The organism is Pseudomonas sp. SW-3, from assembly GCF_016615645.1.
GTDB lineage: Bacteria > Pseudomonadota > Gammaproteobacteria > Pseudomonadales > Pseudomonadaceae > Aquipseudomonas > Aquipseudomonas mandelii.
Genome location: NZ_CP067098.1, coordinates 539078 through 562047 on the forward strand (window position 1 = coordinate 539078; position 22970 = coordinate 562047).

Annotated in this window: 18 protein-coding genes and 1 pseudogene; 12 read left to right on the top strand and 7 right to left on the bottom strand. The window is 60.1% G+C overall.

What is annotated here, in order from left to right; genetic code table 11:
- The first annotated feature begins 308 nt into the window (after positions 1–308).
- The 7 genes and pseudogenes from JIO00_RS02365 to JIO00_RS02395 all read left to right on the top strand — a co-directional run.
- A complete protein-coding gene (locus JIO00_RS02365; RefSeq protein ID WP_010464288.1) occupies positions 309–2066 on the top strand; it encodes a carbamoyltransferase family protein in 1758 nt (585 codons plus the stop codon).
- Positions 2050–3180, top strand: coding sequence for a glycosyltransferase (locus JIO00_RS02370; RefSeq protein WP_077747654.1), 1131 nt, complete (start codon positions 2050–2052; stop codon positions 3178–3180). Before JIO00_RS02365 ends, JIO00_RS02370 begins: the two co-directional genes overlap by 17 nt.
- Positions 3180–4076, top strand: a complete 897-nt coding sequence (locus JIO00_RS02375; protein ID WP_077747655.1) for an antimicrobial resistance protein Mig-14 — start codon at positions 3180–3182, stop codon at positions 4074–4076. The genes JIO00_RS02370 and JIO00_RS02375 overlap by 1 nt, the downstream gene beginning before the upstream one ends.
- Before the next feature lie 8 nt (positions 4077–4084).
- A complete protein-coding gene (locus tag JIO00_RS02380; RefSeq protein WP_200667546.1) occupies positions 4085–5518 on the top strand; it encodes a PIG-L deacetylase family protein in 1434 nt (477 codons plus the stop codon).
- Positions 5519–5571: 53 nt separating this feature from the next.
- Positions 5572–6456: a DUF6625 family protein gene (locus JIO00_RS02385; RefSeq protein WP_010464281.1), complete on the top strand. Its 885-nt coding sequence runs from the start codon at positions 5572–5574 to the stop codon at positions 6454–6456.
- On the top strand, positions 6453–7607 hold the full coding sequence (locus JIO00_RS02390) for a glycosyltransferase family 4 protein (protein ID WP_172792083.1): 1155 nt from the start codon (positions 6453–6455) through the stop codon (positions 7605–7607). Before JIO00_RS02385 ends, JIO00_RS02390 begins: the two co-directional genes overlap by 4 nt.
- A pseudogene (locus tag JIO00_RS02395) lies at positions 7604–8482 on the top strand (glycosyltransferase); the annotation flags it as partial. The gene JIO00_RS02390 and the pseudogene JIO00_RS02395, both read left to right, overlap by 4 nt.
- 108 nt (positions 8483–8590) lie before the next feature.
- Here the strand turns inward: JIO00_RS02395 and JIO00_RS02400 are convergent.
- Positions 8591–9808, bottom strand: coding sequence for an acyltransferase family protein (locus JIO00_RS02400; protein WP_200667548.1), 1218 nt, complete (start codon positions 9806–9808; stop codon positions 8591–8593).
- Positions 9808–11490 carry a bifunctional O-antigen ligase/aminoglycoside phosphotransferase family protein gene (locus JIO00_RS02405; RefSeq protein ID WP_234452924.1) on the bottom strand — a complete coding sequence of 561 codons (1683 nt, stop codon included), beginning with the start codon at positions 11488–11490 and terminating at the stop codon, positions 9808–9810. Before JIO00_RS02405 ends, JIO00_RS02400 begins: the two co-directional genes overlap by 1 nt.
- A gap of 51 nt (positions 11491–11541) precedes the next feature.
- Between JIO00_RS02405 and JIO00_RS29710 the strand changes: the two genes are divergently transcribed.
- From JIO00_RS29710 to hldE, 3 genes are all read left to right on the top strand, one after another.
- Positions 11542–11790 (top strand): hypothetical protein, encoded by a 249-nt coding sequence (locus JIO00_RS29710; protein WP_224795494.1) that lies wholly within the window; start codon positions 11542–11544, stop codon positions 11788–11790.
- Between the two features lie 33 nt (positions 11791–11823).
- Complete coding sequence (gene msbA, locus JIO00_RS02410; protein ID WP_083375191.1) at positions 11824–13626, top strand: lipid A export permease/ATP-binding protein MsbA; 1803 nt, start codon at positions 11824–11826, stop codon at positions 13624–13626.
- Positions 13627–13799: 173 nt separating this feature from the next.
- Positions 13800–15221: a bifunctional D-glycero-beta-D-manno-heptose-7-phosphate kinase/D-glycero-beta-D-manno-heptose 1-phosphate adenylyltransferase HldE gene (gene hldE, locus JIO00_RS02415; RefSeq protein WP_010464267.1), complete on the top strand. Its 1422-nt coding sequence runs from the start codon at positions 13800–13802 to the stop codon at positions 15219–15221.
- Positions 15222–15381: 160 nt separating this feature from the next.
- On the opposite strand, the gene JIO00_RS02420 is transcribed toward hldE, so the two are convergent.
- From JIO00_RS02420 to JIO00_RS02435, 4 genes are all read right to left on the bottom strand, one after another.
- Positions 15382–16347 (bottom strand): metal ABC transporter ATPase, encoded by a 966-nt coding sequence (locus JIO00_RS02420; protein ID WP_145310719.1) that lies wholly within the window; start codon positions 16345–16347, stop codon positions 15382–15384.
- Between the two features lie 32 nt (positions 16348–16379).
- Positions 16380–17192, bottom strand: coding sequence for an aldo/keto reductase (locus JIO00_RS02425; protein ID WP_083375189.1), 813 nt, complete (start codon positions 17190–17192; stop codon positions 16380–16382).
- A complete protein-coding gene (locus JIO00_RS02430) occupies positions 17189–18364 on the bottom strand; it encodes an NAD(P)/FAD-dependent oxidoreductase (RefSeq protein ID WP_200667552.1) in 1176 nt (391 codons plus the stop codon). Before JIO00_RS02430 ends, JIO00_RS02425 begins: the two co-directional genes overlap by 4 nt.
- A 241-nt stretch (positions 18365–18605) precedes the next feature.
- Positions 18606–18938, bottom strand: a complete 333-nt coding sequence (locus JIO00_RS02435; RefSeq protein ID WP_010464258.1) for a DMT family transporter — start codon at positions 18936–18938, stop codon at positions 18606–18608.
- 103 nt (positions 18939–19041) lie between these two features.
- Between JIO00_RS02435 and JIO00_RS02440 the strand changes: the two genes are divergently transcribed.
- Entirely contained in the window at positions 19042–19962 is a 921-nt protein-coding gene (locus JIO00_RS02440) for a LysR family transcriptional regulator (RefSeq protein WP_200667554.1), read from the top strand.
- A complete protein-coding gene (gene waaA / locus JIO00_RS02445) occupies positions 19955–21235 on the top strand; it encodes a lipid IV(A) 3-deoxy-D-manno-octulosonic acid transferase (protein WP_010464254.1) in 1281 nt (426 codons plus the stop codon). The genes JIO00_RS02440 and waaA overlap by 8 nt, the downstream gene beginning before the upstream one ends.
- Positions 21236–21382: 147 nt before the next feature.
- Here the strand turns inward: waaA and JIO00_RS02450 are convergent, their stop codons facing one another.
- The gene (locus JIO00_RS02450) at positions 21383–22822 is read right to left on the bottom strand and encodes a TolC family outer membrane protein (protein ID WP_083375188.1); all 1440 of its coding nucleotides are present in this window, start codon (positions 22820–22822) and stop codon (positions 21383–21385) included.
- Positions 22823–22970: the final 148 nt, after the last annotated feature.

Below are 22970 nucleotides of genomic sequence, written 5' to 3' on the forward strand. Positions count from 1 at the left end.
TTGTAATCCGGCGGGTGATGTGTCTAGTCCTGAAACAGGTTTTCCCTGTTTCAGAAAGCGAAAAGCCCCGATGAACTCACCGAGGCTATAGCGCCGACCGGGATCTCCCAGTCCATTTGAGCAGGAGCCTATGTCGACGTCTTTCTGCTGTCAACGCGTGAGCTTGCTGCTTGCCACTTCCCGCTAGAGGCTTGCCGTCGCTTTTAAGCTATAATCCCGCCCTTTAGCTGTCTCTCGCCCCTTGCGAGGGGCACATCAATTTTTGAGGCGCTTGTCGCCTGAATGCAGACTAAAGAGGCTAGACCCCTGTGGCATTGACGATTCTTGGCCTGTCCGGCGCCCTTAGCCATGATCCTTCAGCAGCCTTGTACATCGACGGCAAGCTGGTCGCGGCGGCTGAGGAAGAGCGCTTCGTACGCGATAAACATGCAAAGAACCGCATGCCTTACGAATCGGCGAAGTTCTGCCTGGAGCAGGCAGGCATCAAGCCGTCCGACGTTGACGTGGTCGCGATTCCGTTCGCCCCGATCAGCATTTTCGGCAAGGCTCGCTGGCAGTACGCCAAGCGTTACTGGTACGCCCCGGACCGCGCACTCGACGCGATCCTGATGGGCAACCGTCGCTACAAGCGCTATCGCAACAAGATCGTCTGGTGCCTGGAGCAACTGGGCTTCGATCCGAAGAAAATCAAGATCGAGCCGGTTGAACACCACTTGGCCCACGCTTCCAGCGCTTATCACTGCTCGGGTTTCAAAGAGAAAACCGCGATCCTCGGCATCGACGGCAAGGGCGAGTACGCCACGACCTTCTTCGGTTATGGCGAAAACGGCAAGATCCACAAGATCAAGGAATTCTTTGATCCGGACTCCCTCGGCGGCCTGTACGGCGCGATCACCGAGTTCCTCGGTTTCGACATGCTGGACGGTGAGTTCAAGGTCATGGGCATGGCGCCGTACGGCGATGCCAGCAAATACGATTTCTCGCGTCTGGCCTCGTTCGAGAACGGCGAACTGGTGATCAACACCGACTACGCCAACGTGATCGGCCTGCGCCGTTATAAAGAGAAGGGCAAGGGTTACTACTTCTCGCCGAAGCTGATCGAGTGGCTGGGGCCGAAGCGCGAAGGCGACATCGCCGACGAGCCGTACATCCACTACGCCGCCAGCATTCAGGCGCTGTTCGAAAAAATTGCGCTGCAGATGATCGACTACTACCTGGGCGACGTGCTCAAGGAAACCGGCAAACTGGCCTACGCCGGTGGCTGTGCGTTGAACGTCAAGCTCAACCAGAAAATCATCGCCCGTGACGACGTCAAGGAGCTGTTCGTACAGCCTGCTTCCGGCGATGCCGGCACCGCAGTCGGCGCAGCAGCCTACGTGTCCAATGCCCGTGGCGTGCCGGTCGAGAAGATGGAACACGTCTACCTCGGCCCGTCGTACAGCAACGAAGACGTGGTCGCCGCGTGCGCCCGTCATCCGAGCAAGCCGGTCTGGCGCAAACTCGAAAACATGCCGGAAAACATCGCCAAAATCATGGTCGACGGTAACCCGGTAGCCTGGTTCCAGGGCCGCATGGAGTTCGGTCCGCGGGCCTTGGGCGGTCGTTCGATCATCGGTTGCCCGAGCGCTGTCGGCGTGGCTGACCGCATCAACCACCAGATCAAGTTCCGCGAGCGCTGGAGGCCTTTCTGCCCGTCGATGCTCGACACCGTGGCCCCGCAGATGATCAAGATCGATCACCCGGCGCCGTTCATGACCTTCACTTTCGAAGTGGCTGAAGAATGGAAGACCCGCGTGCCGGAAGTCGTCCACGAAGACGGCACGTCCCGGGCCCAGGTGCTCAAGCGCGAATACAACCCGCGTTATTACGACATGATGAAGGCGCTGGAAGTGCTGACCGGCAACGGCGTGTCGCTGAACACCTCGCTCAACCGTCGTGGCGAGCCGATGATCTGCTCGCCGACCGACGCGCTGAACATGTTCTTCGGTTCCGATCTACAGTATCTGATCATGGAAGACATCCTGGTGGTCAAAGAGGGCGCCAACGCTTATGACACGCTCGGCTGAACGCCATGTGTTGCAGTTCTGCCACGGCTATGACGGGCCGTTCCTGGACTGCGCCCGGCAGTACGCCAGCCTGTTCGCGGGGACCGGTTATCGGGTGACCACGGTCTTTTTGACCGGGGCCGCCGATAGCGAAGTCGCCGCGAACTGCGCTTCCGATGAAGTGCTGTTCATGGAATACAGCTCCAAGGCCATTCGTGGCCTGAAGCTGGGCGCCATCAGCGATCTGCGCAAGATCGCCGCCTCGCGCAATTTCAGTTTCTGCATTGCTCACCGCTTCAAGCCGATCTACATCGCCTTGCTCGGCACCTCGCTGCCGGTGATTGGTGTGCATCACGCGTTTGGCGATTACAAACGCGGCACCCGCAAACTGTTCGCGCATATTTTCCGCAAGCGCCTGAGCCTGCTCGGGGTCTCCGATGCGGTGCGTGACGACATGCGCCGTTGCCTGCCGAAATGGCCGGCCGGGCGGATTCAGACGCTGTATAACCGTGTCGATGTGCCGGCGTTGCAAACCAGCCAGGTGTCGGTGCGCGAGGCCCGGGAAACCCTCGGCCTGTCGGCGGATGCCTGGATTGTCGGCAACGTCGGACGGCTGCACCCAGACAAAGACCAGACCACGCTGCTGCACGGATTTGCCGAGGCATTGCCGGGCTTGCCGGGCAACAGTCAACTGGTGATCCTCGGCAGTGGTCGCCTGGAGGAGGACCTCAAGGCCCTGGCCCGGGAGCTGGGTATCGGCGACCGCGTGCTGTTCCTCGGCCAGGTGCCGGATGCCCGTCGTTACTTCCGAGCCTTCGATGTGTTTGCCTTGAGTTCTGATCATGAGCCGTTCGGCATGGTGCTGCTCGAAGCCATGGCCGCCGGTGTACCGTTGCTCGCCACCGCGTGCGGTGGGGCCAAGGAGGTCGTCGAAGGCGTGGGCATTCTGTTTCCGTTGGGCGATGCCGAACACCTGGCCCAAGGGCTGCAACACCTGGCCGCGATGGACGACCAGCAACGTCACCAGTGTGCCGAGCTGATGCTCGATCGCCTGCGTGAGCGTTTCTCCGACCGCGCGGTACGCGATGCTTTCTGGCATTTGCCGCACGTCACTGAACTGGCACCGAGGGGCTGATGCTCAACCGATTTCAAGGCTGGCGCGAACGGGGCTGGGCGGTGGTCGACGCCTCGACTTATGCACAGGCCTGGCAACGTTTTGGCGGCAGCGTCGCGACCCATCCTCTGGTAGTTGAACGTCTGGCAAAGTTGGCCGGGATCCCGGTGCGTTACCTGGCCTGGGAAAAAAACGGTGAAGTTAAAGCCGCTATCCCGACCTGGGGCCGTGACCTGGCGCTGTCCAAAGACGTACTCAAGCGCCGTGGTAAAAAAGGCTTGTTCGACCTCGGCAATGCCGAGTTGATCCTGCCGGCCGCCGCCGATGCGCAGGCGCCGCTGCGCCATCGCGGACGTTATTTGTCGGCGCTCAATGAAGGCCGTTTCACCGGCATCAAGCTGCAGACTGAGCAACTGGCGATGGCCCGCACGCCCGAAGAGTTGTCGAAGAAGTTTCGCTACAACCAGCGCCGTGAATTGCGTCTGCTGGAAGAGGCGGGCGGGGTGGTGCGGCCGGTCGCCGAGTTCTCCAGCGCTGAGCTGGGCGCGATCTATTGCGACCTGTTCCAGCGTCGCTGGGGCTTCCCGGCCACCGGCGCCGAGCGCATGGGCGAGGTGATCGAGCTGCTGCGGGACTTGCTGATCGGCTCGGTGATTTTCCTCAACGATGCGCCGATTGCGATTCAACTGGTGTACCGCGTCGAGGCGCCGGAGTGGATCAGCGTCGAGTACATCAATGGCGGTGTCGATCCCGAAACGCGCGAGTTCAGCCCCGGCAGCGTGCTGAGTTTTCTCAATACCCAAAGTGCCTGGGAACACGCCCGCGCCCTGGGTAAACCCTTGCGGTTCTCCTTCGGCCGCGCCGACCGGGAATACAAGGACCGCTGGTGCAATCCCGTGCCGGTCTTCACCGTGTGAGTGAACCCATGAGCCGCAAACAGCAACTGCTCAAGCGCCATCGGCGCAACAAACGCATCGGCCTGTTGATCGCGCTGGTGCTGTTGATTGCCATCGGCGTGCTGGTGGCGTGGTGGTTGCCGCTGGTACTCGCGGTGCTGGGCTGGATTGCCCACGAGGCATGGTTCGCCGACCATTTGTTCTATTCGCCCAAAGACGATTACCAATACAGCTTCCCGCCCTACACCCCGCAGCCCAAGGTGCATCTGGACGGTGAGCGGTTACGCCTGGACGAAGGCGTGATGCTGGTCGACGACGCAACGCTGGTGTTGGCGCTGCGGGTAAAAAGCACGTGGCTGGGGCGCTTTATCGACCCGGTGGTCGAGTTGTTGGGTGGCGACAATCCGGACCGGCAAACCTTTGAGCGCGGTGTGAATGGCCTGCGTTACCTGAACCTCAGTGGTCAGGCGCAAGTATTGTCGCGGGGCGAGTTGCGCCTGCACGGACGCTTCTGCCGCTTGCTCGGTGAGCCTGTGCTGTGGGCGCTGGAACAACCGGATTACCGCTGCCAGCGCGTAATGGTGATCGCCCCTCATGCCGATGACGCCGAACTGGCCGCCTATGGTTTATACAGCCAGGCCGATGAAGCCTGGATCGTGACCCTCACCGCCGGTGAAATCGAAGCCGAGCATTATCAGCAGATCGGCCTGAACAAGGTCGAGGCGGCGCGGCTCAAGGGCCGTTTGCGCGCCTGGGACAGCATCGCTGTGCCGCGTTGGGCTGGCGTGCCTGAAGCGCATTGCGTGCAACTGGGTTATTTCTGCCTGCAACTGGCTGCGATGCAGGCCGCACCGGCGAAGCCGATGGGTTCCCGTGAAGCCGAATTGAGCGACACCCGCGTGTATCGCCAGTTGAATCCATTTGCCCTGCCGGGCGACGTCGACGGTGCTCCGACCTGGAACAACCTGCTGGCCGATCTGCGTGAACTGATACTGCGCGCGCGCCCTGAAGTGATCGTGCTGCCGCACCCGACGCTCGACCCGCATCCCGATCATCTCTGTGCCCAGCAAGCGGTCCTCGAAGCCTTGCGAGGCCTGGAATGGCAACCGACCACCTTGCTCGGCTACGCCAATCATCTGCACGATAACGATCGCTGGCCGATGGGCGATGCGGGGCATGGCATCGCGCTGCCGCCGGCCTTCGACTCGACCACACCGATGCAGCCTTGCTGCCTGCCGCTGTCGCTGGACCTTCAGCGTGATAAAGCCATGGCACTGGGCATGATGCATGACCTGCAACCGCCCATGCCGTTCAAGCGACGTTTGCGTCGGTTGATACAGCGTCTGCTGGCCCTTAGAGTGCCGCCCCTTTATGGCGAAAACGAATTTTTTCGCAAGGCGGTCAGACGTCATGAATTGTTATGGCTTTTGAATCATGATGAAACATCTCGACAGCAGAAATGAAGCACTTCGCTGTCTAGCATGGCCGCGTCTTAAACCACTGCAGTGATTCTTCTGTGATCAACCCACGCCCGCGCATTGTTTTTCTGATTCCGTATTTCGGCCAATGGCCGTTCTGGATGCCGTTTTTCCTGGAAAGTTGTCGTCGCAATGCCGATATCGACTGGTTGCTGTTCAGCGATTGCGGCACGCCCGATAACCTGCCACCCAACGTCACCGTCGAGTTCATGACGTTCAGCGAATACTGCGGGTTGGTGTCAAAACGGCTGGGCATCGATTTTGCACCGGATACAGCTTACAAGCTTTGCGACATCAAGCCGGCGCTGGGGCATATTCATGCCGACCGCTTGCAAGGCTATGACTTCTGGGGGTTCGGCGATATTGATCTGGTGTATGGTGACCTGCGAAGTTACTTCACCCCTGATCGTCTGGCCGGTTATGACCTGTTCTCGACTCACGAGCGGCGGGTAGCAGGGCATCTCTGCCTGATGCGCAACAACGCCCGCAAACGTGAGTTGTTCATGCAGATGAAGGACTGGCGAAAGCGCTTCACCGATCAGGAGCATCATGCGCTGGACGAGGGCGCATTCAGTCGGATCTTTCTCTGGCGCAAGAATTTCCCCGAGCCTTTGTTCACTTTGGTGGGCAAGTTCAATCCGTGGCGTCGGCGCAGCGAATTCACCGAGGCGTTCAGCACGCCGGGTGGCTGTATCAAGTGGCACGACGGCACGGATGATTTTCCGCAACGCTGGTATTGGCGTAATGGCTGTTTGAGTAATGATCGCGATGGCGATCGCCGGTTTCCGTACTTCCATTTTGTTTGCTGGAAACGCAACGAGTGGTCACGGTTACCTCCACCCGATCCAGCCGAGGTCAGGCGTATTGCCGCCGAACCGGCCTGGGTCATCGATGCGACAGGTTTTCACCGGGGAGAGTTATGAGTCAACGGTCAAAGGTTCTGCAATTGCAGCCTGACTACAACGTCAAAGCCCATGATTTTGCCGACCTCGCGGAGCAGATCGTCAAGGCGCTGCCGAGTGATCGCTATGAAGTCACGGCGGCATTCCTGCGTGGCAAACCCGGGCCGGGCGAGGCTGTGAGCCGGGCCGACCGTTCGGTGTACTTCGAGTTTTCCGACAAGTCCCTCAAGGGCATGCGCCTGCGGGCGATGTGGCAGCTGTACAAGTTTTGCCGCGCAGAAAAATTCGACGTGGTGATTTGTAACCGCTTCAAGCCGGTAAACATGATGCTGACGCTCAACCGCTGGTTGAAGGTCCCGCTGTGCATCGGCATTTCCCACGGATTTGGCGAGTACGACCGGTTTTACCGGCGTCGCCAGACCCAGCGCCTGATCGATCGTCACTGGCGTTTCGTCGGTGTGTCGCCGGCGGTCAAGCAGTACCTGTTGGACTGTGACTGCGGTTTCACCGACCAGAATACCTACGCCATTACCAACGCCATCGACATCGAGCAGGCCGAAGGCTTGCAGCACAGCCGCGAGCGTGCCCGTGAACTGCTGGGCATCGATCCGTCGGTGCGCTTGATCGGGGCGCTGGGTCGCCTGGTGCCGGTCAAGGGTCACACCTATCTGTTGCAGGCGTTTGCTGCCCTCAAAGACAAATACCCCAATACCCAGTTGGCGATCATCGGTGCCGGCCGCGAAGAGTCGCGCCTGAAATCCGAAATCGAAAGCCTGGGCCTGACCGGTCGCGCGCACCTGCTGGGCTTCAAGGAAATCGCCTTGCAGTACATTCGCGCGTTCGACATTTGGACCATGCCGTCCCTGGCTGAAGGCTTGGGACTGGCGCTGCTCGAAGGCATGAGCGGGCATCTGCCGGTGATCGCCTCCAACGTGCCGGCCATGCTGCCGCTGATCGAAGGTGCCGGCGGGTTGGCGATTACGCCAAAAGACGTGCCGAGCCTGATCACGGCACTGGATAACTACCTCGGGCTGTCGGATGACGAGCTCAAGGTCAAGGGCGAGCAGTCCTTCCGTTATCTCCAGGAACAACATGACATCGAGGTGTTCCGCCAGGAATACCTGAACCTGATCGACTCCGGCCTGGAACAGGCCCGCAAGGAACAACCATGAGCGACGCGCAACCTCTCGTAACCGTCATCATCGCGTCGTACAACCACGCTCGCTACATCGAGGAAAGCATTCTCAGCGTCCTCAACCAGACCTATAAGAACATCGAGCTGCTGGTGGTCGACGACGGCTCCAAGGATGACAGCGTCGAGCGGATCAAGGTGTTGCAGGCGCAGTACGGTTTCGATTTCCAGGTTCAGCAGAACCAGGGGCTGACCAACACGCTCAATGGCGCCATTGCCCGTTCAAAGGGCAGCCTGATCGTGCCATTCGGTTCCGACGACATCATGCTGCCGGAGCGCATCGCGACTCAGGTGGCGTACATGGATGGCAAGCCCGAGGTCGGTATCTGCGCCGGCAACATCGAGCTGATCGACGCCGACGGCAATCTGTATCCCGAGAAGCGTCAGCGCCGTGATGTGCCGTTCCGTCGTCTGGATTTCGATGACATGTTCCTGGAGCGCAAACCCTATCCGCCCGCGCCAACCCTGATGATCCGCCGGGAAGCGCTGGACAAGGTGGGTGGGTTCGATCCGAACATCCGACTGGAAGACTTGCTGATCGAGCTGAAGGTGACCCGTGCCGGTTACTTTATCGATGGCCTGAATGTGCTGATGGCGCGCTATCGCAAGCACGCCACCAACTCCTATAAGAACCACCGCTTCATGGTCGACAACATCCTGCGCTCCTACGCGCTGTTCAGCGATCATCCGCTGTACGACGAGGTGCGTTACAAGTTCCTCAGTTCTATGTTCCTCAAGACCGCCAACCGTGACCGCAAGCTCGCCCGCGAGCTGCTGGCGCAGATCCCGTTCAGGGCCTGGAACAAGAAGACCTGGCGCGGTCTGGGGCGGCTGTATTTCTCGCCGTTGGAAAAAAGACTAAGGTCGTATCGCGATCTGTGCAGCAGCTGGCGAAACCTGCGTCCGGTTGTGCCAGCTGCTACAGAGGATGCGTTATCAGCTTTGGAAAGGGGGCTGATCGCTTCAGCGAGCGACCTTCTCCGTTAGGCTCTTTTCGGCCTTTTTGCCTTGGCGCAGCCACTGCAAGAGTTTGCGGCCGGCCGACATGCCTGGCTTTTCTATGTACAAGAACGTCAGGCTACTGATGACAATCAGCAGGCACGTGCATACGGCCAGCAGCGACAGATAGGTCCAGGTGTCACGAGCGTCCAGGTCCATCACGAGCGGCAGGCGTTGCACCATCACCCAAAGCACGAACCCGTGCAGCAAATAGGTGCTGTAGCTGATTTCCCCGAGCCAGCGGATGCTGCGCGGCTTGAGAGCGCCGAACAGGGTGTTTCCAGAGGCCACGATGACAAAAAACAGGGAAAGCAGCAGCAGTGGCAGCAGGTTGAACGCGCGGTTGAATGCCGTAAAGGCAATCGCCAGCGCCAGCAACGCGATAATCCCCGCCTGTCGCGTCTGACCCCAGGCCATCAAGTGTGGGCGGCGTATCCAGTACGCCGCACCAATGCCGCCCAGGAAACTCGCCAGAAAGTGCTTCTTCAGTGAGTGCTCCCACCCGACCAATTGGTACAGAGCGTAAATGCCGATCAGGCACAGCACCACTTGCAGCCAGCTGCCGCGATAAATGAAGACCATGCCGGCCAATGGCAGCGCCAGATAGAAAAACACCTCGTAGCCCAGGGTCCAGGTGACGTTGGAGATCAGCATGCCGGTTTGGTGGTACTGGTTGACGTCCGGTCGGTCGAACGTCAGCCAGGCCAGTATCTGTCTGGCCAGTCGGATGCCGGGGTCCTTGAGTTCCCAGTTCTGCAGATAGAACACCGTGACAAATACAATCAGCATCAACGGCAGGTACAACGGGTAGAGGCGAAACACCCGAGAGACTGCGAAGGCCAGCCAGTCGTGTTGACGTCCCTGAGTGAGCAATCGGTTCCAGAACAGAAAACCGGTGATCATGAAAAACAGCGCGACGCTTCCCTGGCCCAGCTGCGAGTAGAAGTTGCTTGGCGGAAATTCGATAACGCCGGTGCGCAGGAAGATCCAGGTGATGACCGAATGGTGCACGAACACACCAAACGCCAGATAGCCGCGTAGTCCGTCGATGCTGGCATAGCGGCTTTCGCCGGAATGCTCCAGGTGACGGGTGATTTTCGGAACGGCGCGCAACAACAGGGCGGCGGTCACGATGGCCAGCAGGTAGGCTACCAGCGCAATGAACGGATTGGTTTCAGTCATCATTGAGTCCGAGCCGGGGAACTCCCGGCCAGCACTTGCCTGTGCAGGTTATCGACAGCGGATTTCGACGCCATCATGGCGTATCCCTGGAGCAGTGCTTCGAAATGGTCTTCAAACAGCCAGCGCTTATCCACCGTGTAGCGCTGCATATGGCGCAGATTACGCTGACGCAGGGACAGGCTCAGCGACGAAGGATAGATGCGCATGTCGGCGACATCGATCAGGCCGAACTCGCCATCTTCCAACACCAGCACGTTACCCAGATGCAGCGAGCGGAAATAGACGCCCTGTTCATGCAGTTGCGCCATGAACTTGCCGAACCGCTCCACCAGCGCCTGACGTACCGCCGGTGCGGTAATGCCTTGCAGCACCTGACGCAACGTATTGCCCGGCAGTGGCGAGTAGTGCACGGCGCTGCTGCCATCGTCGAGCCGATACAGGTCAAGGATTTGCGGGGTGGGAATGCCGAGGTTGCGCAATTGCTCACTGTTGACCGCAAAGCGTTCGGAATAGGGGTTGAAGTTACCCGAGGTGTACCAGCGGCGGCGCCGGAACAGCTTGAGGAAGCTGCCATCGACCAGACGCAGCACTTTGGGGCCCAGACCATCTTCTTCAATCACCTGCGCATTGGCAGTCATCGTTTGCATGACGGTCGATTTCAGTGACTTGACCGGCATCGCCAATAAACGTTTGGCGCGCTGGTTAATGCTCAGCGCAGCGATCAGCGCCAACGGAATCCACAGCAGGAACCAGTGTTCCTTCGGTCGGGAAATGATCCCGCCACCTTCGGTCAAACCCGCGCCGATGCCGAATACCAGCCAGGTGGACGCAATGATGAACAGCGGTTGCACGCGATGGCGCCAGCTGTTCAGCAAACCCCAGGCTTGAAAGAACAACCACGGCAGAAGGCCGAGAATGCCGACGTAATAGAGCACGCCCAATACAAAGCTGTGAGGCTCCTGAAAATTCGTACCAACCCCAGGGTCGATGGCCAGGTCCGCGTTATAGCCATGCCCGATCCACGGGTGATCAGCAATTTTGTTCAGGGCCAACTGCCAGATTTCAAAGCGATAGGAGTCGCCGCGTTCGATGATCATCTGCGAGAACAGTACGGTCACCGTTGCCCCACTGATGAGCAGCGCGCCGAGCAAGACCACGGACCTGCGACCCCAACAAATGAAACTCAGCCACAGTGACGCCAACGTCAGTGCAACCAGAGGCGTTCTTGACCCCGTTTCAAGCACCGCAGCGAACATGATGGCCATCGCCGGGATGCTCAGCCAGAGCACTTTCCGGCGCTTGCAGGTCATGCTCAAACTCAGCCAGTACGCGCAAAAAAAGCCGAAGATGTGAGAACTGAGCAAAGGATTGTCGAACGCGCCGCCACCTATCAGCCGCAGCCCGGGCTCGTAGACTCGAGCAAAGAGGCATAAGTAGTAAGCCGTGCCGATCAGGGCGACCATCGAGGCGCTGAACAACAGCGGCTGAACGATTTCACTGCGATAACGCACCAGCAAGTAACAGCCTGCAAACAACAACAATGTATGCAGTGGCGGCTTGAACTGACCGATGCTTTTGTTTTCAGGACCCCAGCACAAACTCACCAGCGCCCAGGCTGCGAACACCAGCACTGCGACGAAGATCGGTTCGCGCAGCAATTCCTTGAATTCACGGGGCCGCAAGCAAAGGGCAATCAGCGCTGGAATGCTGAACAGGCCATAAAAAAGCTTGTGATGCAGACTTCGTCCCGGCAGGAAAAACAGCGCGCACAAAAGCAAAAAGTAGCCGACCGGAAGAATCCAGAGGCAAATGAAATCGAAGACTCGATTGGATACGCTATTGAAACCGCTGAGTTGCATGCTGAGAGATTCAATCCTGAAGTTGATCGGCCATTTTGGAGCGATGGCTATTTGATGCTTAATCTGACGCGTAACAATAACAGCCTTTATGCGATTGCCAGAACCCTGAGGAAGCTGTGCTAAAGTCAGCGTCCTTTTTATCGACATTCGCGTGATATGACCGACTCCAGTCTCTCCGCAAGCCCTTCGAGCTTGAAAATCTACTTCCGCCTGCTCGGCTATGTCCGGCCGTATATCAGCCTGTTTCTGATCAGCATCGTCGGTTTTCTGATTTTCGCTTCGACGCAGCCAATGCTCGGCTACATCCTAAAGTACTTCGTCGACGGCCTGTCCAACCCCGAGGCAGTGCTGTTTCCAACCGTGCCTTACCTGCGAGACCTGCAACTGCTGCAGGCGGTGCCGTTGCTGATCATCCTGATCGCCGCATGGCAGGGGCTGGGATCTTATCTGGGCAACTACTTTCTGGCCAAGGTTTCCCTCGGGCTGGTCCATGATTTACGTGTGCAGTTGTTTAATAACCTGCTGGTTTTGCCCAATCGGTATTTCGACAAGCATAACTCGGGTCATCTGATTTCACGTATCACCTTCAACGTGACGATGGTCACCGGGGCGGCAACAGATGCGATCAAGGTCGTAATCCGAGAAGGCATGACGGTCATCTTCCTGTTCGCCTCGCTGCTGTTCATGAACTGGAAGCTGACGCTGGTGATGGTTGCGATCCTGCCGTTGATCGCGGTGATGGTGCGCACAGCAAGCAAGAAATTCCGCAAGCAAAGCAAGAAAATCCAGTTGGCCATGGGCGACGTGACGCATGTGGCTTCGGAAACCATCCAGGGCTATCGCGTGGTGCGCAGCTTCGGCGGCGAAGTCTACGAAGAAAAGCGCTTTTACGAGGCCAGCCAGGGCAATACTGACAAACAACTGCGCATGACCCGTACCGGCGCCATCTATACGCCGTTGCTGCAACTGGTGATCTACAGCGCCATGGCGGTGCTGATGTTCCTGGTGCTGTACCTGCGCGGCGATGCGTCGGCCGGTGACATGGTCGCCTACATCACCCTGGCCGGCCTGCTTCCCAAGCCGATCCGTCAATTGTCCGAAGTCAGCTCGACCATCCAGAAAGGTGTGGCTGGTGCCGAGAGCATCTTCGAGCAGCTGGACGTCGCGCCGGAAATCGATACCGGCACGGTCGAGCGTGATGCCGTCAGCGGTCGTCTGGACGTGCGCCACTTGAGCTTCACTTATCCGGACACCGATCGCCAGGTACTCGACGACATCAGTTTCTCGGTCGAGCCGGGGCAAATGGTGGCACTGGTCGGGCGTTCGGGCAGCGGCAAGTCGACCCTGGCCAACCTGATTCCGCGTTTCTATCACCACGACAAAGGCGAGATCCTGATCGATGGCGTTGAAGTGGAGCAGTACAAATTGCTGAACCTGCGCAAGCACATCGCCCAGGTGACCCAGCACGTGACCCTGTTCAGCGACACCGTGGCCAACAACATTGCCTATGGCGATCTGGCGGGGGCGCCCCGTGAAGACATCGAAAAAGCGGCAAGAGACGCCTATGCGATGGACTTTATCGCGCAGTTGCCCGAAGGCCTGGACACTCAGGTCGGCGAGAACGGCGTGTTGCTGTCCGGCGGTCAGCGCCAGCGCCTGGCGATTGCCCGTGCGTTGTTGAAGAACGCTCCGTTGCTGATTCTCGACGAAGCCACTTCGGCCCTCGATACCGAGTCCGAGCGGCATATTCAGGCGGCACTGGACCAGGTCATGAAAGGCCGGACCACCCTGGTGATCGCTCACCGCTTGTCGACCATCGAGAAGGCGGACCTGATTCTGGTCATGGACCAGGGCCGGATCGTCGAGCGCGGCACCCATGCCGAACTCCTGGCGCACAATGGCTACTACGCCCGACTGAATGCCATGGGCCTCGACGCCCCGGCGGAAGACATCGCCTGACCCTTGTTCACCGGGCGTGCAATGCGCCCGGTGATTTGTATCAGTTATCAGTATTTCTGCTCAATAAATGATCAGATTTGCCTGTCGAATCATCCCGTTGCAGCCGTCGCGCAAGCCTGCGCCAACCCTGTGGTAATATCGCGCCCCTGTTCATTTTGTATGTGGGTTGCTCCATGAAGTTGTCCATGCCGCGATTCGATCAAGCCCCTGTCTTGGTGGTCGGCGATGTCATGCTCGACCGTTACTGGCATGGTGGTACCTCACGGATTTCCCCTGAGGCGCCGGTGCCGGTAGTCAAGGTCGAGCAAATCGAGGACCGCCCGGGCGGTGCCGCCAACGTTGCGTTGAACATTGCCGCCCTCGGCGCACCGGCCTCGCTGGTCGGCGTGACCGGCGACGATGAAGCTGCCGACAGCCTGGCCAATAGCCTCAAGGGCGCTGGCGTGCGGGCATTGTTCCAGCGCATTGCGCACCAGCCGACCATCGTCAAGCTGCGGGTCATGAGCCGTCACCAGCAATTGCTGCGTATCGACTTCGAAGAACCCTTCGCCACCGACGCCCTGGCGCTGGGCGAGCAGGTCGACGAACTGCTCGAAGGCATCAAGGTGCTGGTGCTGTCCGACTACGGCAAAGGCGCACTGAAAAACCATCAGGTGCTGATCCAGGCCGCCCGTGCCCGTGGCATTCCGGTATTGGCCGATCCCAAGGGCAAGGACTTCTCGATCTACCGTGGCGCGAGTTTGATCACGCCGAACCTCAGCGAATTCGAAACCATCGTCGGCGGTTGCGCCGATGAGCACGAGCTGGTCAGCAAGGGCGCGCAGTTGATGCACGACCTGGACCTCGGCGCGTTGCTGGTGACCCGTGGCGAGCACGGCATGACCTTGTTGCGCCCGGACCATCCGGCGCTGCACCTGCCGGCTCGTGCGCGTGAAGTGTTCGACGTGACCGGTGCCGGCGACACGGTGATTTCCACGCTGGCGGCCGCGATTGCTGCAGGCGAAGAGCTGCCACATGCGGTGGCCCTGGCCAATCTGGCGGCGGGCATCGTTGTCGGCAAGCTCGGTACGGCGGCGATCAGTGCCCCGGAACTGCGTCGTGCCATCCAGCGCGAAGAAGGTTCCGAGCGCGGTGTGCTGGGCCTTGAGCAGTTGCTGCTGGCGGTCGACGATGCGCGAGCACATAAAGAGAAGATTGTTTTCACCAACGGCTGCTTCGACATCCTGCACGCCGGCCACGTGACCTACCTCGAGCAGGCACGCGCCCAAGGCGATCGTCTGATCGTTGCGGTCAACGACGATGCCTCGGTCAGCCGCCTGAAAGGGCCGGGTCGTCCGATCAATAGCGTCGACCGTCGCATGGCCGTACTGGCCGGTCTGGGCGCCGTGGATTGGGTGATCAGCTTCCCTGAAGGCACCCCTGAAAACCTGCTGCGCGAGGTCAAGCCGGACGTGTTGGTCAAGGGCGGGGATTACGGGATCGACCAGGTGGTCGGCGCGGACATCGTGACCGCTTACGGCGGAACCGTGAAAGTACTGGGGCTGGTGGCAAACAGTTCGACTACCGCAATAGTCGAAAAAATCCGCAATAACTGAAGACGACGCGGTCACTGTGGTGAGGGAGCTTGCTCCCGCTGGGCTGCGAAGCGGCCCCAAAACCATACACCGCGTGATTTCAGGGAATACTCGTTAGCCGGTGCGGCTACTGCGTAGCCGAGCGGGAGCAAGCTCCCTCGCCACACAAGCACTCTTGTTCCTATCGCACTGCCTTACGCGGCACAATCTTCTTCAGCAATTGCTTCGCCTTCCCGCGTAACCGGGCCAGACCCGAATCCTTCCCCGGCGGGCTCAACCCCTGCTGCCGTACCCAATCCTTCCAGCGAATCCGCTCATCGCGCACCAGCCAGCCTTCCTGCTGGGCAAAACTCTCTGCCAGGTACAGCCCGCGCGTACTCGCCGGGTACAGCTGATCCTTTTTCAAGGTATACAGCTCGGCCATCGGCTGGCCGTCCTGCAGCGGCATCAAATACAAATCGGGGCGCTTGCGATCGAGCCGGGCCACCAGCTGATCGCCCTCCAGTCGCTCATCGACATGAAACAGGCTCAGGGACTTGGCTTCCTTGGGTACGTCCAGGCGCAAGTCATAAATCAATTGCAGCGAAGCCGTCGGCAAATGCACGTAAGCCCGCGGACGTTCGATCAACTGCATCTTGGCACAACGCACGGGCCGTGCGGAGCCGGACAACGGCGTCAGGCGAAAGGGTAATGCCTCGCGATAATGCAGCGCCGAGGAGTAGGGCGCCGGCAGCCAGGTGTCATTGAAGCGTCCACCGAGCCAGCCTTCCGGGGTTTCCAGCAGGCACTCTTCGGCGATCTCCTGGATCGCCGTATGCAGTGGCAGGTTCAGCTCGTGGGCTGGCACGTAACCGGAGATTAACTTGAGCACCACATCGCCGCGGTCTTGCCGGCGTTGACGCACCAAGACCCAGTAATCGCGATTCTGCCAATGCAGGGTCAGGCGCACCGAGACCCCAAGGTTGGCCAGTTCCAGCGCGAAGCGCTCAGTGTCGGGCACCGTCACCGGGCGGCGACGTTGCAGGGTCTGGGAGAAATTGAGCGGCATCCCGACGCTCTGATAGCTCAAGCCTTCGGGAGTCGCTTCGACGTACAACGGCAGGGTCTTGAAGTTGCTCGGGTTCTTTCTTATGAGCGTGCGCGGCATGTCGGCTCCTGCTTAAGGCCGCGTGGGCGGCATCAGTTTCTACGTAGGACCTGGGCAACGGTCGCGACGTTGTGGGCGAGGTGCAGCGGATTGATGGTCCCGACAATAGCACTGGCAACACCCGGATGTTCAAACAACAACTCGAAGCTGGCGCGCACCGGGTCCACGCCCGGACTCAGGCAGACGTGACCGCTGGCGAGGGCTTTTTTGACCAGAATGGCTTTGCCGTGAGCAGCAGCATAGTCAATGACCGGCTTCTCGCTCTGTTCGTTCAGATTGTAGGTGACCATGGCGCAATCACCCTGTTCCAGAGCCTTCAAACCCCCTTCGACGGTTTTGCCGGAAAAACCGAAGCCGCGAATCTTGCCTTCGGCCTTGAGCGCGGCGAGGGTCGCGTAGACCTCGCTGTCGTTGAGAATTGCCAGGTCGTTGCCGTCGGAGTGCACCAGCACCAGATCGATAACATCTGTTTCCAGGCGTTGCAGGCTGCGCTCCACTGAACGTCGAGTATGGGCGGCGCTGAAGTCGTGACTCGACTGGCCGTCGGCAAATTCTTCGCCGACCTTGCTGACGATTACCCAGTCCTCACGCTGACCACGCAACAGCGGGCCGAGGCGCTCTTCACTGCAGCCATAAGCCGGGGCGGTGTCGATCAGGTTGATGCCCATATCGCGCGCGAGTTTGAGCAGCATGCGCGCTTCGTCATCGCCGGGAATCTGGAAACCGTTGGGGTATTTGACGCCTTGGTCGCGGCCCAGTTTTACCGTGCCCAGGCCCAGGGGCGAAACCATCAGGCCAGTGCTGCCCAGGGGGCGGTGCAGGTCGTGCAGGGTCTTTATGCTCATGGCAGCAGTTGCTCCCAGGCTGGAACGCAAATCGGTGGTTTTGGCAAGTCGGGCAGCGGCGCTGGATGGCTTGGCTGGATGCCGTCACGCTGTAAAGACGCGATGACCCGGTCGGCGAAGTCCGGCGCCAGTGCCAGTTTGGTCGGCCAACCGACCAGCAGCCGGCCTTCTTCGGCAAGGAAGGCATTGTCTGGGCGCGTCAGTCCCGATTGCAGCGGTTCGGCGCGATCCACACGCAAGGTGGCCCATTGCGCGGTGCTCAGGTCGATCCATGGCAGCAACTGGCCGAGTTCTTTCTGCGCTGTGGCGATTTGCTCGGCGGGTTCACGGGCAACCCCTTCGGCTTCAGCGATATCGCCGCCCATGTACCAGACCCATTGGCCATCGGCGGCAGGATGGGTGGTCACGGTCAGGCGCGGTTTGGTGCCGCCGCCCAGGCAGTGCGCATACAGCGGTTTGAGGCTCGGGCCTTTGGCGATGATCATGTGCAACGGCCGGCGTTGCATGGCGGGCTGGCTCAGCCCCAGGGCGTCGAGCAACGCCGCTGTGCCGGCACCGGCGCTGAGCACGATGCGCTGGGCGCGGATCTCACGTCCGTCGACCTTCAGGCCCACCAGAACCCCGGCCTCCAGCAACGGTTCGATCTTCTGACCGGCGAGCAGGCCATCACCGGCCAAGTCGGCCAGGCGCTGAATCAGGCTTGGCACGTCGATGACCAGTTCCGCCAATCGGTAAACCTTGCCCTTGAAGCGCTTGTCTTGCAGGGCCGGCGGCAGTTGGTCGCCCTTGACCTGATCGACACGGCCACGCACGGCTTTGCTGGCGAAGAAACTGGTGAGGTTGCCAGCGAGGGTGCCAGGGGACCAGAGGTAATGGGCTTCGGACAGCAAGCGCACGCCGGTCAGATCCAGCTCGCCGTCGCCGGCAAGGGCTTCACGCCAGCGGCGTGGCATGTCGGCGATGGCTTCCGAGGCACCGGTCAGGGCGCCATGCAGCGCGTACTTGGCGCCGCCGTGGATGATGCCCTGGGACTTCACACTCTGCCCGCCGCCGAGGCTGGCGCTTTCCACCAGCACGGTCGAAAAACCCTGGCGGCGCAGGCGCGCATTCAGCCAGAGGCCGGCGACACCAGCGCCGACAATCAGAACGTCGGTGGAAATAACGGATGGCATGCAGCGACCTCAGTGTTCAAGACGAGGGCGCAGTATACAGACTCGAAGATTGGAGGTTTTATTGCTGATCAACAGAGGCTATACGCAGGACCTGTGGCGAGGGAGCTTGCTCCCGTTGGGTCGCGAAGCGGCCCCCAAATCTAACGATGCGGTTATTCAGATAAACCGCATCAGGCTATTTACGACTGCTTCGCAGCCGAGCGGGAGCAAGCTCCCTCGCCACAGGGGATTGGGGTGACAGTCAGTGGCCAGCGGTTTTGGAGAAGAGCTGGATGACGACGACGCCCAATACGATCAACGCCATCCCCAGCATCGCCGGTACATCCAGTTTCTGCCCGTAGATAAACAGCGCCGCGATGCTGACCATCACGATGCCCAAACCGGCCCACACCGCATAAGCGACGCCCACCGGAACGCTGCGCACCACCAAGGTCAGCATCCAGAAGGCAATGCCGTAACCGACAATCACCAGAATCAGCGGCAGCGGGGTGCTGAAGCCTTTGACGGCTTTCATTGAAACGGTCGCGATCACTTCGGCGCAGATGGCAATGGCCAGGTAGTAGTAAGCGGTCATAGGTGCATCCTCGTGTGAAGTGTTGCTGTCTGAGTTCGGCATTCTAGAGATTCTCCAGATGCGGTAAAGTCATTACCTATCTGTTCTGAAGATGGGTTGACTCATGAGCATGCAATGGAATCTGGAGCAGCTGCGCCTGTTTGTCAGCGTAGCGGAGCAGCGTTCGTTTTCTGCCGTAGCACGGGTTCAGCGCAAGGCGCAGTCGGCGGTCAGCAGTTCGATTGCGCTGCTGGAGGAAGACCTCGGCGTCAGCCTGTTCGACCGCAGCAGCGGCCGGCAGCCGAAACTCACCGAGGCCGGCAATGCCTTGCTGGAGGAGGCGCGGGAAGTCTTGCGTCAGTGCGAGCGCCTGAACGGCCGGGCGCTGGCGATGATGCGCGGACAGGAAGCGCGTTTGCGCGTGGCTCAGGATGAGGCGATGCCCTATCAGCCGATCATCGAAAGCTTTGCAGCCCTGGCCGACAAATTTCCCAGCCTTGAAGTGCAGCTGACCAGTGCCGCTCAAGGTGATGTGGCGCGCAAACTGGTCGAGCGTCGGGCCGATCTGGGACTGTTGTTTTATCACGACCAGATCCCCGAAGCGCTTGAGCGCCGGGTGCTCGGCAGCGTCGAAATGCTCACCGTATGCGGCGTCGGTCATCCATTGGCGAAACAGGCGCAGGTTGATTGTCAGCAACTGGCGCAGCACCGTCAGTTGCTGATGTCCACCCAGTCCAGTATCTATCCCGGCAGTGAGCCGGCCAGCCCGCAGGTCTGGCGGGCCGACAGCTTCTATGTGATGGCCGAATGGCTGGTGCGCGGCCTCGGCTGGGCCTGGCTGCCACGGCACGTGGTGCAGTACCCGGCGTATCAGGACCTGATGGTCGAACTGGACAGCGAATGGACCCCGCCGGCGCTGGTTGTTGAGCTGGTCTGGCGCCGCGATGAACCCCTCGGCCCGGCGGCTCGTTGGCTGGCAGAACGTTTTGCCGTGCATTTGCGGGCGATCGGCGAAAAAAACGATAAACTCCGCCGCCATGAATAGAACTCTCTACACCGCGCTGTTTTACTTGGGGCTGCCATTGGTAGCGATTCGGCTGTGGCTGCGTTCGCGCAAGGCGCCGGCGTATGCCAAACGCATTGGCGAACGCTTCTCCCTCGGCCTGCCGACGATGAAGCCGGGCGGCATCTGGGTGCACGCGGTGTCCGTGGGCGAGAGCATTGCCGCAGCGCCGATGATTCGCGCCCTGCTGCAACGTTATCCACAGCTGCCGATTACCGTGACCTGCATGACCCCGACCGGTTCGGAGCGCATCCATGCCCTGTTTGCCAACGAGCCGCGCATCCAGCACTGCTATTTGCCTTACGACTTGCCGTGCGCGGCAGCACGGTTTCTCGATCGGGTCCAGCCGAAACTGGCGGTAATCATGGAGACCGAACTCTGGCCGAACCACATCCATCAGTGCGCCAAGCGCGGGATTGCGGTGGCGTTGGCCAATGCGCGATTGTCCGAACGTTCGGCCAAGGGCTATGGCCGCTTCCGGAAACTCACCCAGCCGATGCTCGCCGAGATGAGCCTGTTCGCGGTGCAGACCGAAGCCGAAGCTCAGCGCTTCCTTAACCTGGGTGCGCGTGCGGACACTGTCGAAGTGACCGGCTCGATCAAGTTTGACCTGACCATCGATCCGCAATTGCTTCTGCGCGCCACCGAATTGCGCGCGCAATGGCAGGCGCAGGAACGCCCGGTGTGGATCGCCGCGAGTACTCACGAAGGAGAAGACGAAGTGGTGCTGGCGGCCCATCGTCAGTTGCTGGCCAATCATCCCGATGCGTTGCTGATTCTGGTGCCGCGTCATCCAGAGCGTTTCAACTCAGTGTTCGCCTTGTGCCAGCAGCAGGGATTCGCCACGGTGCGTCGTTCCTCCGGCGAGCCGGTCACGGCTAATACGTCGGTGTTGCTGGGCGACACCATGGGTGAGTTGCTGTTTCTTTATGCCTTGGCGGACAGCGCGTTTGTCGGCGGCAGCCTGGTGCCGAACGGCGGGCATAACCTGCTGGAACCGGCGGCGCTGGCCAAACCGGTGCTGTGCGGCCCGCACCTGTTCAACTTCCTCGAAATCGCCGCACAATTGCGCAGCGCCGGGGCGTTGCAGGAAGTGGAGGATGCCGAAGGCCTGGCGCTGGCGGTGCAGCGGCTGTTCGAATTGCCGCGCGATGCGCAGCGAATGGCGGAGGCTGGGTTGAAAGTGATGCGCACCAATCAAGGCGCGTTGCAGCGGCTACTGGATGGGTTGGGGCGGTTGATCGACTTGACTTGATACCTGTGGCGAGGGAGCTTGCTCCCGTTCGGCTGCGAAGCAGTCGTCAGTCCGGCTTTCTCGGTGTGTCAGGAAACTGCGAGTTGCAGGAGTTGGGGCCGCTTCGCAGCCCAGCGGGAGCAAGCTCCCTCGCCACAGAACCGGTTTTTACTGCGTTGGATTTGCCTTCAACTGCGCCGCCGCAGCCTTCGCCAGATCCGGTGGCAGGAAGTCCTTGTCCGGGTTGTAGTCGGCCTTGAGATAACGCGCCAGGTCCTGCAAATCCCCCGGGTTCAACGTGCCGGCAGCCTGCTTCAAACGCAGGTTGTCGAGGATGTAGTCGTAGCGGGTGTTGTTGTAGTTGCGCACCGAGGTGTACAGCTGACGCTGGGCATCCAGCACGTCAACGATATTTCGCGTGCCGACCTGATAACCGATTTCAGTCGCTTCCACCGCACTCTGGTTGGAGATGATCGACTGTTTGCGTGCCTGCACCTGCTCGACGTCGGTGTTCACCGCCCGGTGCAGGTTGCGGGTGCTTTCCACGATTTGCCGGCGCAGGGATTCACGTTGCTGCTCGGACTGGTCCAGTTGCGCATACGATTGGCGCACCTGGGAGTTGATCAGGCCGCCACTGTAGATCGGGATGTTCACTTGCAGGCCCACCGTCGTTTGTTCGACGTTGCCGCCATACGGCTGGCCAAAGGCGTTCGGGTTGCCGAAGCCCAAGGCGTCGTTATCACCTTTTTCGTACTTCGCCACGGCATCGAGGGTCGGTGCATGACCCGCCTTGCGCTGCTTGAGTGTTTCTTCGGCAGCACTGACGGCGTAATTGCTGGCCAGCAAATTAAGGTTCTGCTTCGCCGCGGTATCGACCCAGGCCTTGGCATCATTCGGTGATGGCGGCAGGATCGGCAGTGTGTGGACAATGCCCTGGATCGAGTTGTATTGGCGGTTGGTCAGGGTGATCAACGCTTCGAACGCATCATCCACCTGGCGCTGGGCGAGGATCCGGTTGGCCCGTGCCGTGTCGTAGCTGGCTTGCGACTGCAGCACGTCGGTCTTGTCCGACAGGCCGACATCGAAGCGCTCGTTGGACTGGTCGAGCTGGCGTTTGAACGCCGCTTCCTCGGCCTTGGTCGAGGCCAGGTTGTCCTGGGTGCGCAGAACGTTGAAGTAGCTTTCGGCTGTCTGCAGGATCAGGTTCTGTTCAGTTGCCGAGAGTTGCAGCGCGGCCTGTTCGTTGACGTCCTTGGCGGCCTGGAACTGGAACCAGCGATCGGCACGGAACAGCGGTTGTGCCAACGTCGCTTGATAGGAATGAGCGTTACGGTTGGCGGTGGCCGAAGGCTGATCGATCGCGGTGCGCACGTTGGCGAGCTCGGCGCCGCCCGAGAGATTGGGCAGCAGCCCGGCGCGGGCCTGGGGCACCACTTCTTTCTGGGCACCGTATTGGGCGCGGGCGGCAGCCAGGTCGGCGTTGTTGTCCACCGCTTCCTGGTAGACGCTGACCAGATCGGTTTTGGTCGATAAGGGCGCTTCTGCTGCCCAGGCCATTCCATTGGACGCACAAGACACGGCAAGGGCCAGTGATAGGTTGCGCAGCATGAGGCCATCCCTAAAATTACGCTGATAATTTGAGCGCCAAGGCTACGGCGCGGCCCATACAGCGTCAAGGCGCAGCATGGCTTGGCGAGTGTAATTGTCGCCAAGCACGGCAACAATCCGGTAATTGCGCCATTCATCATGGTGTTTA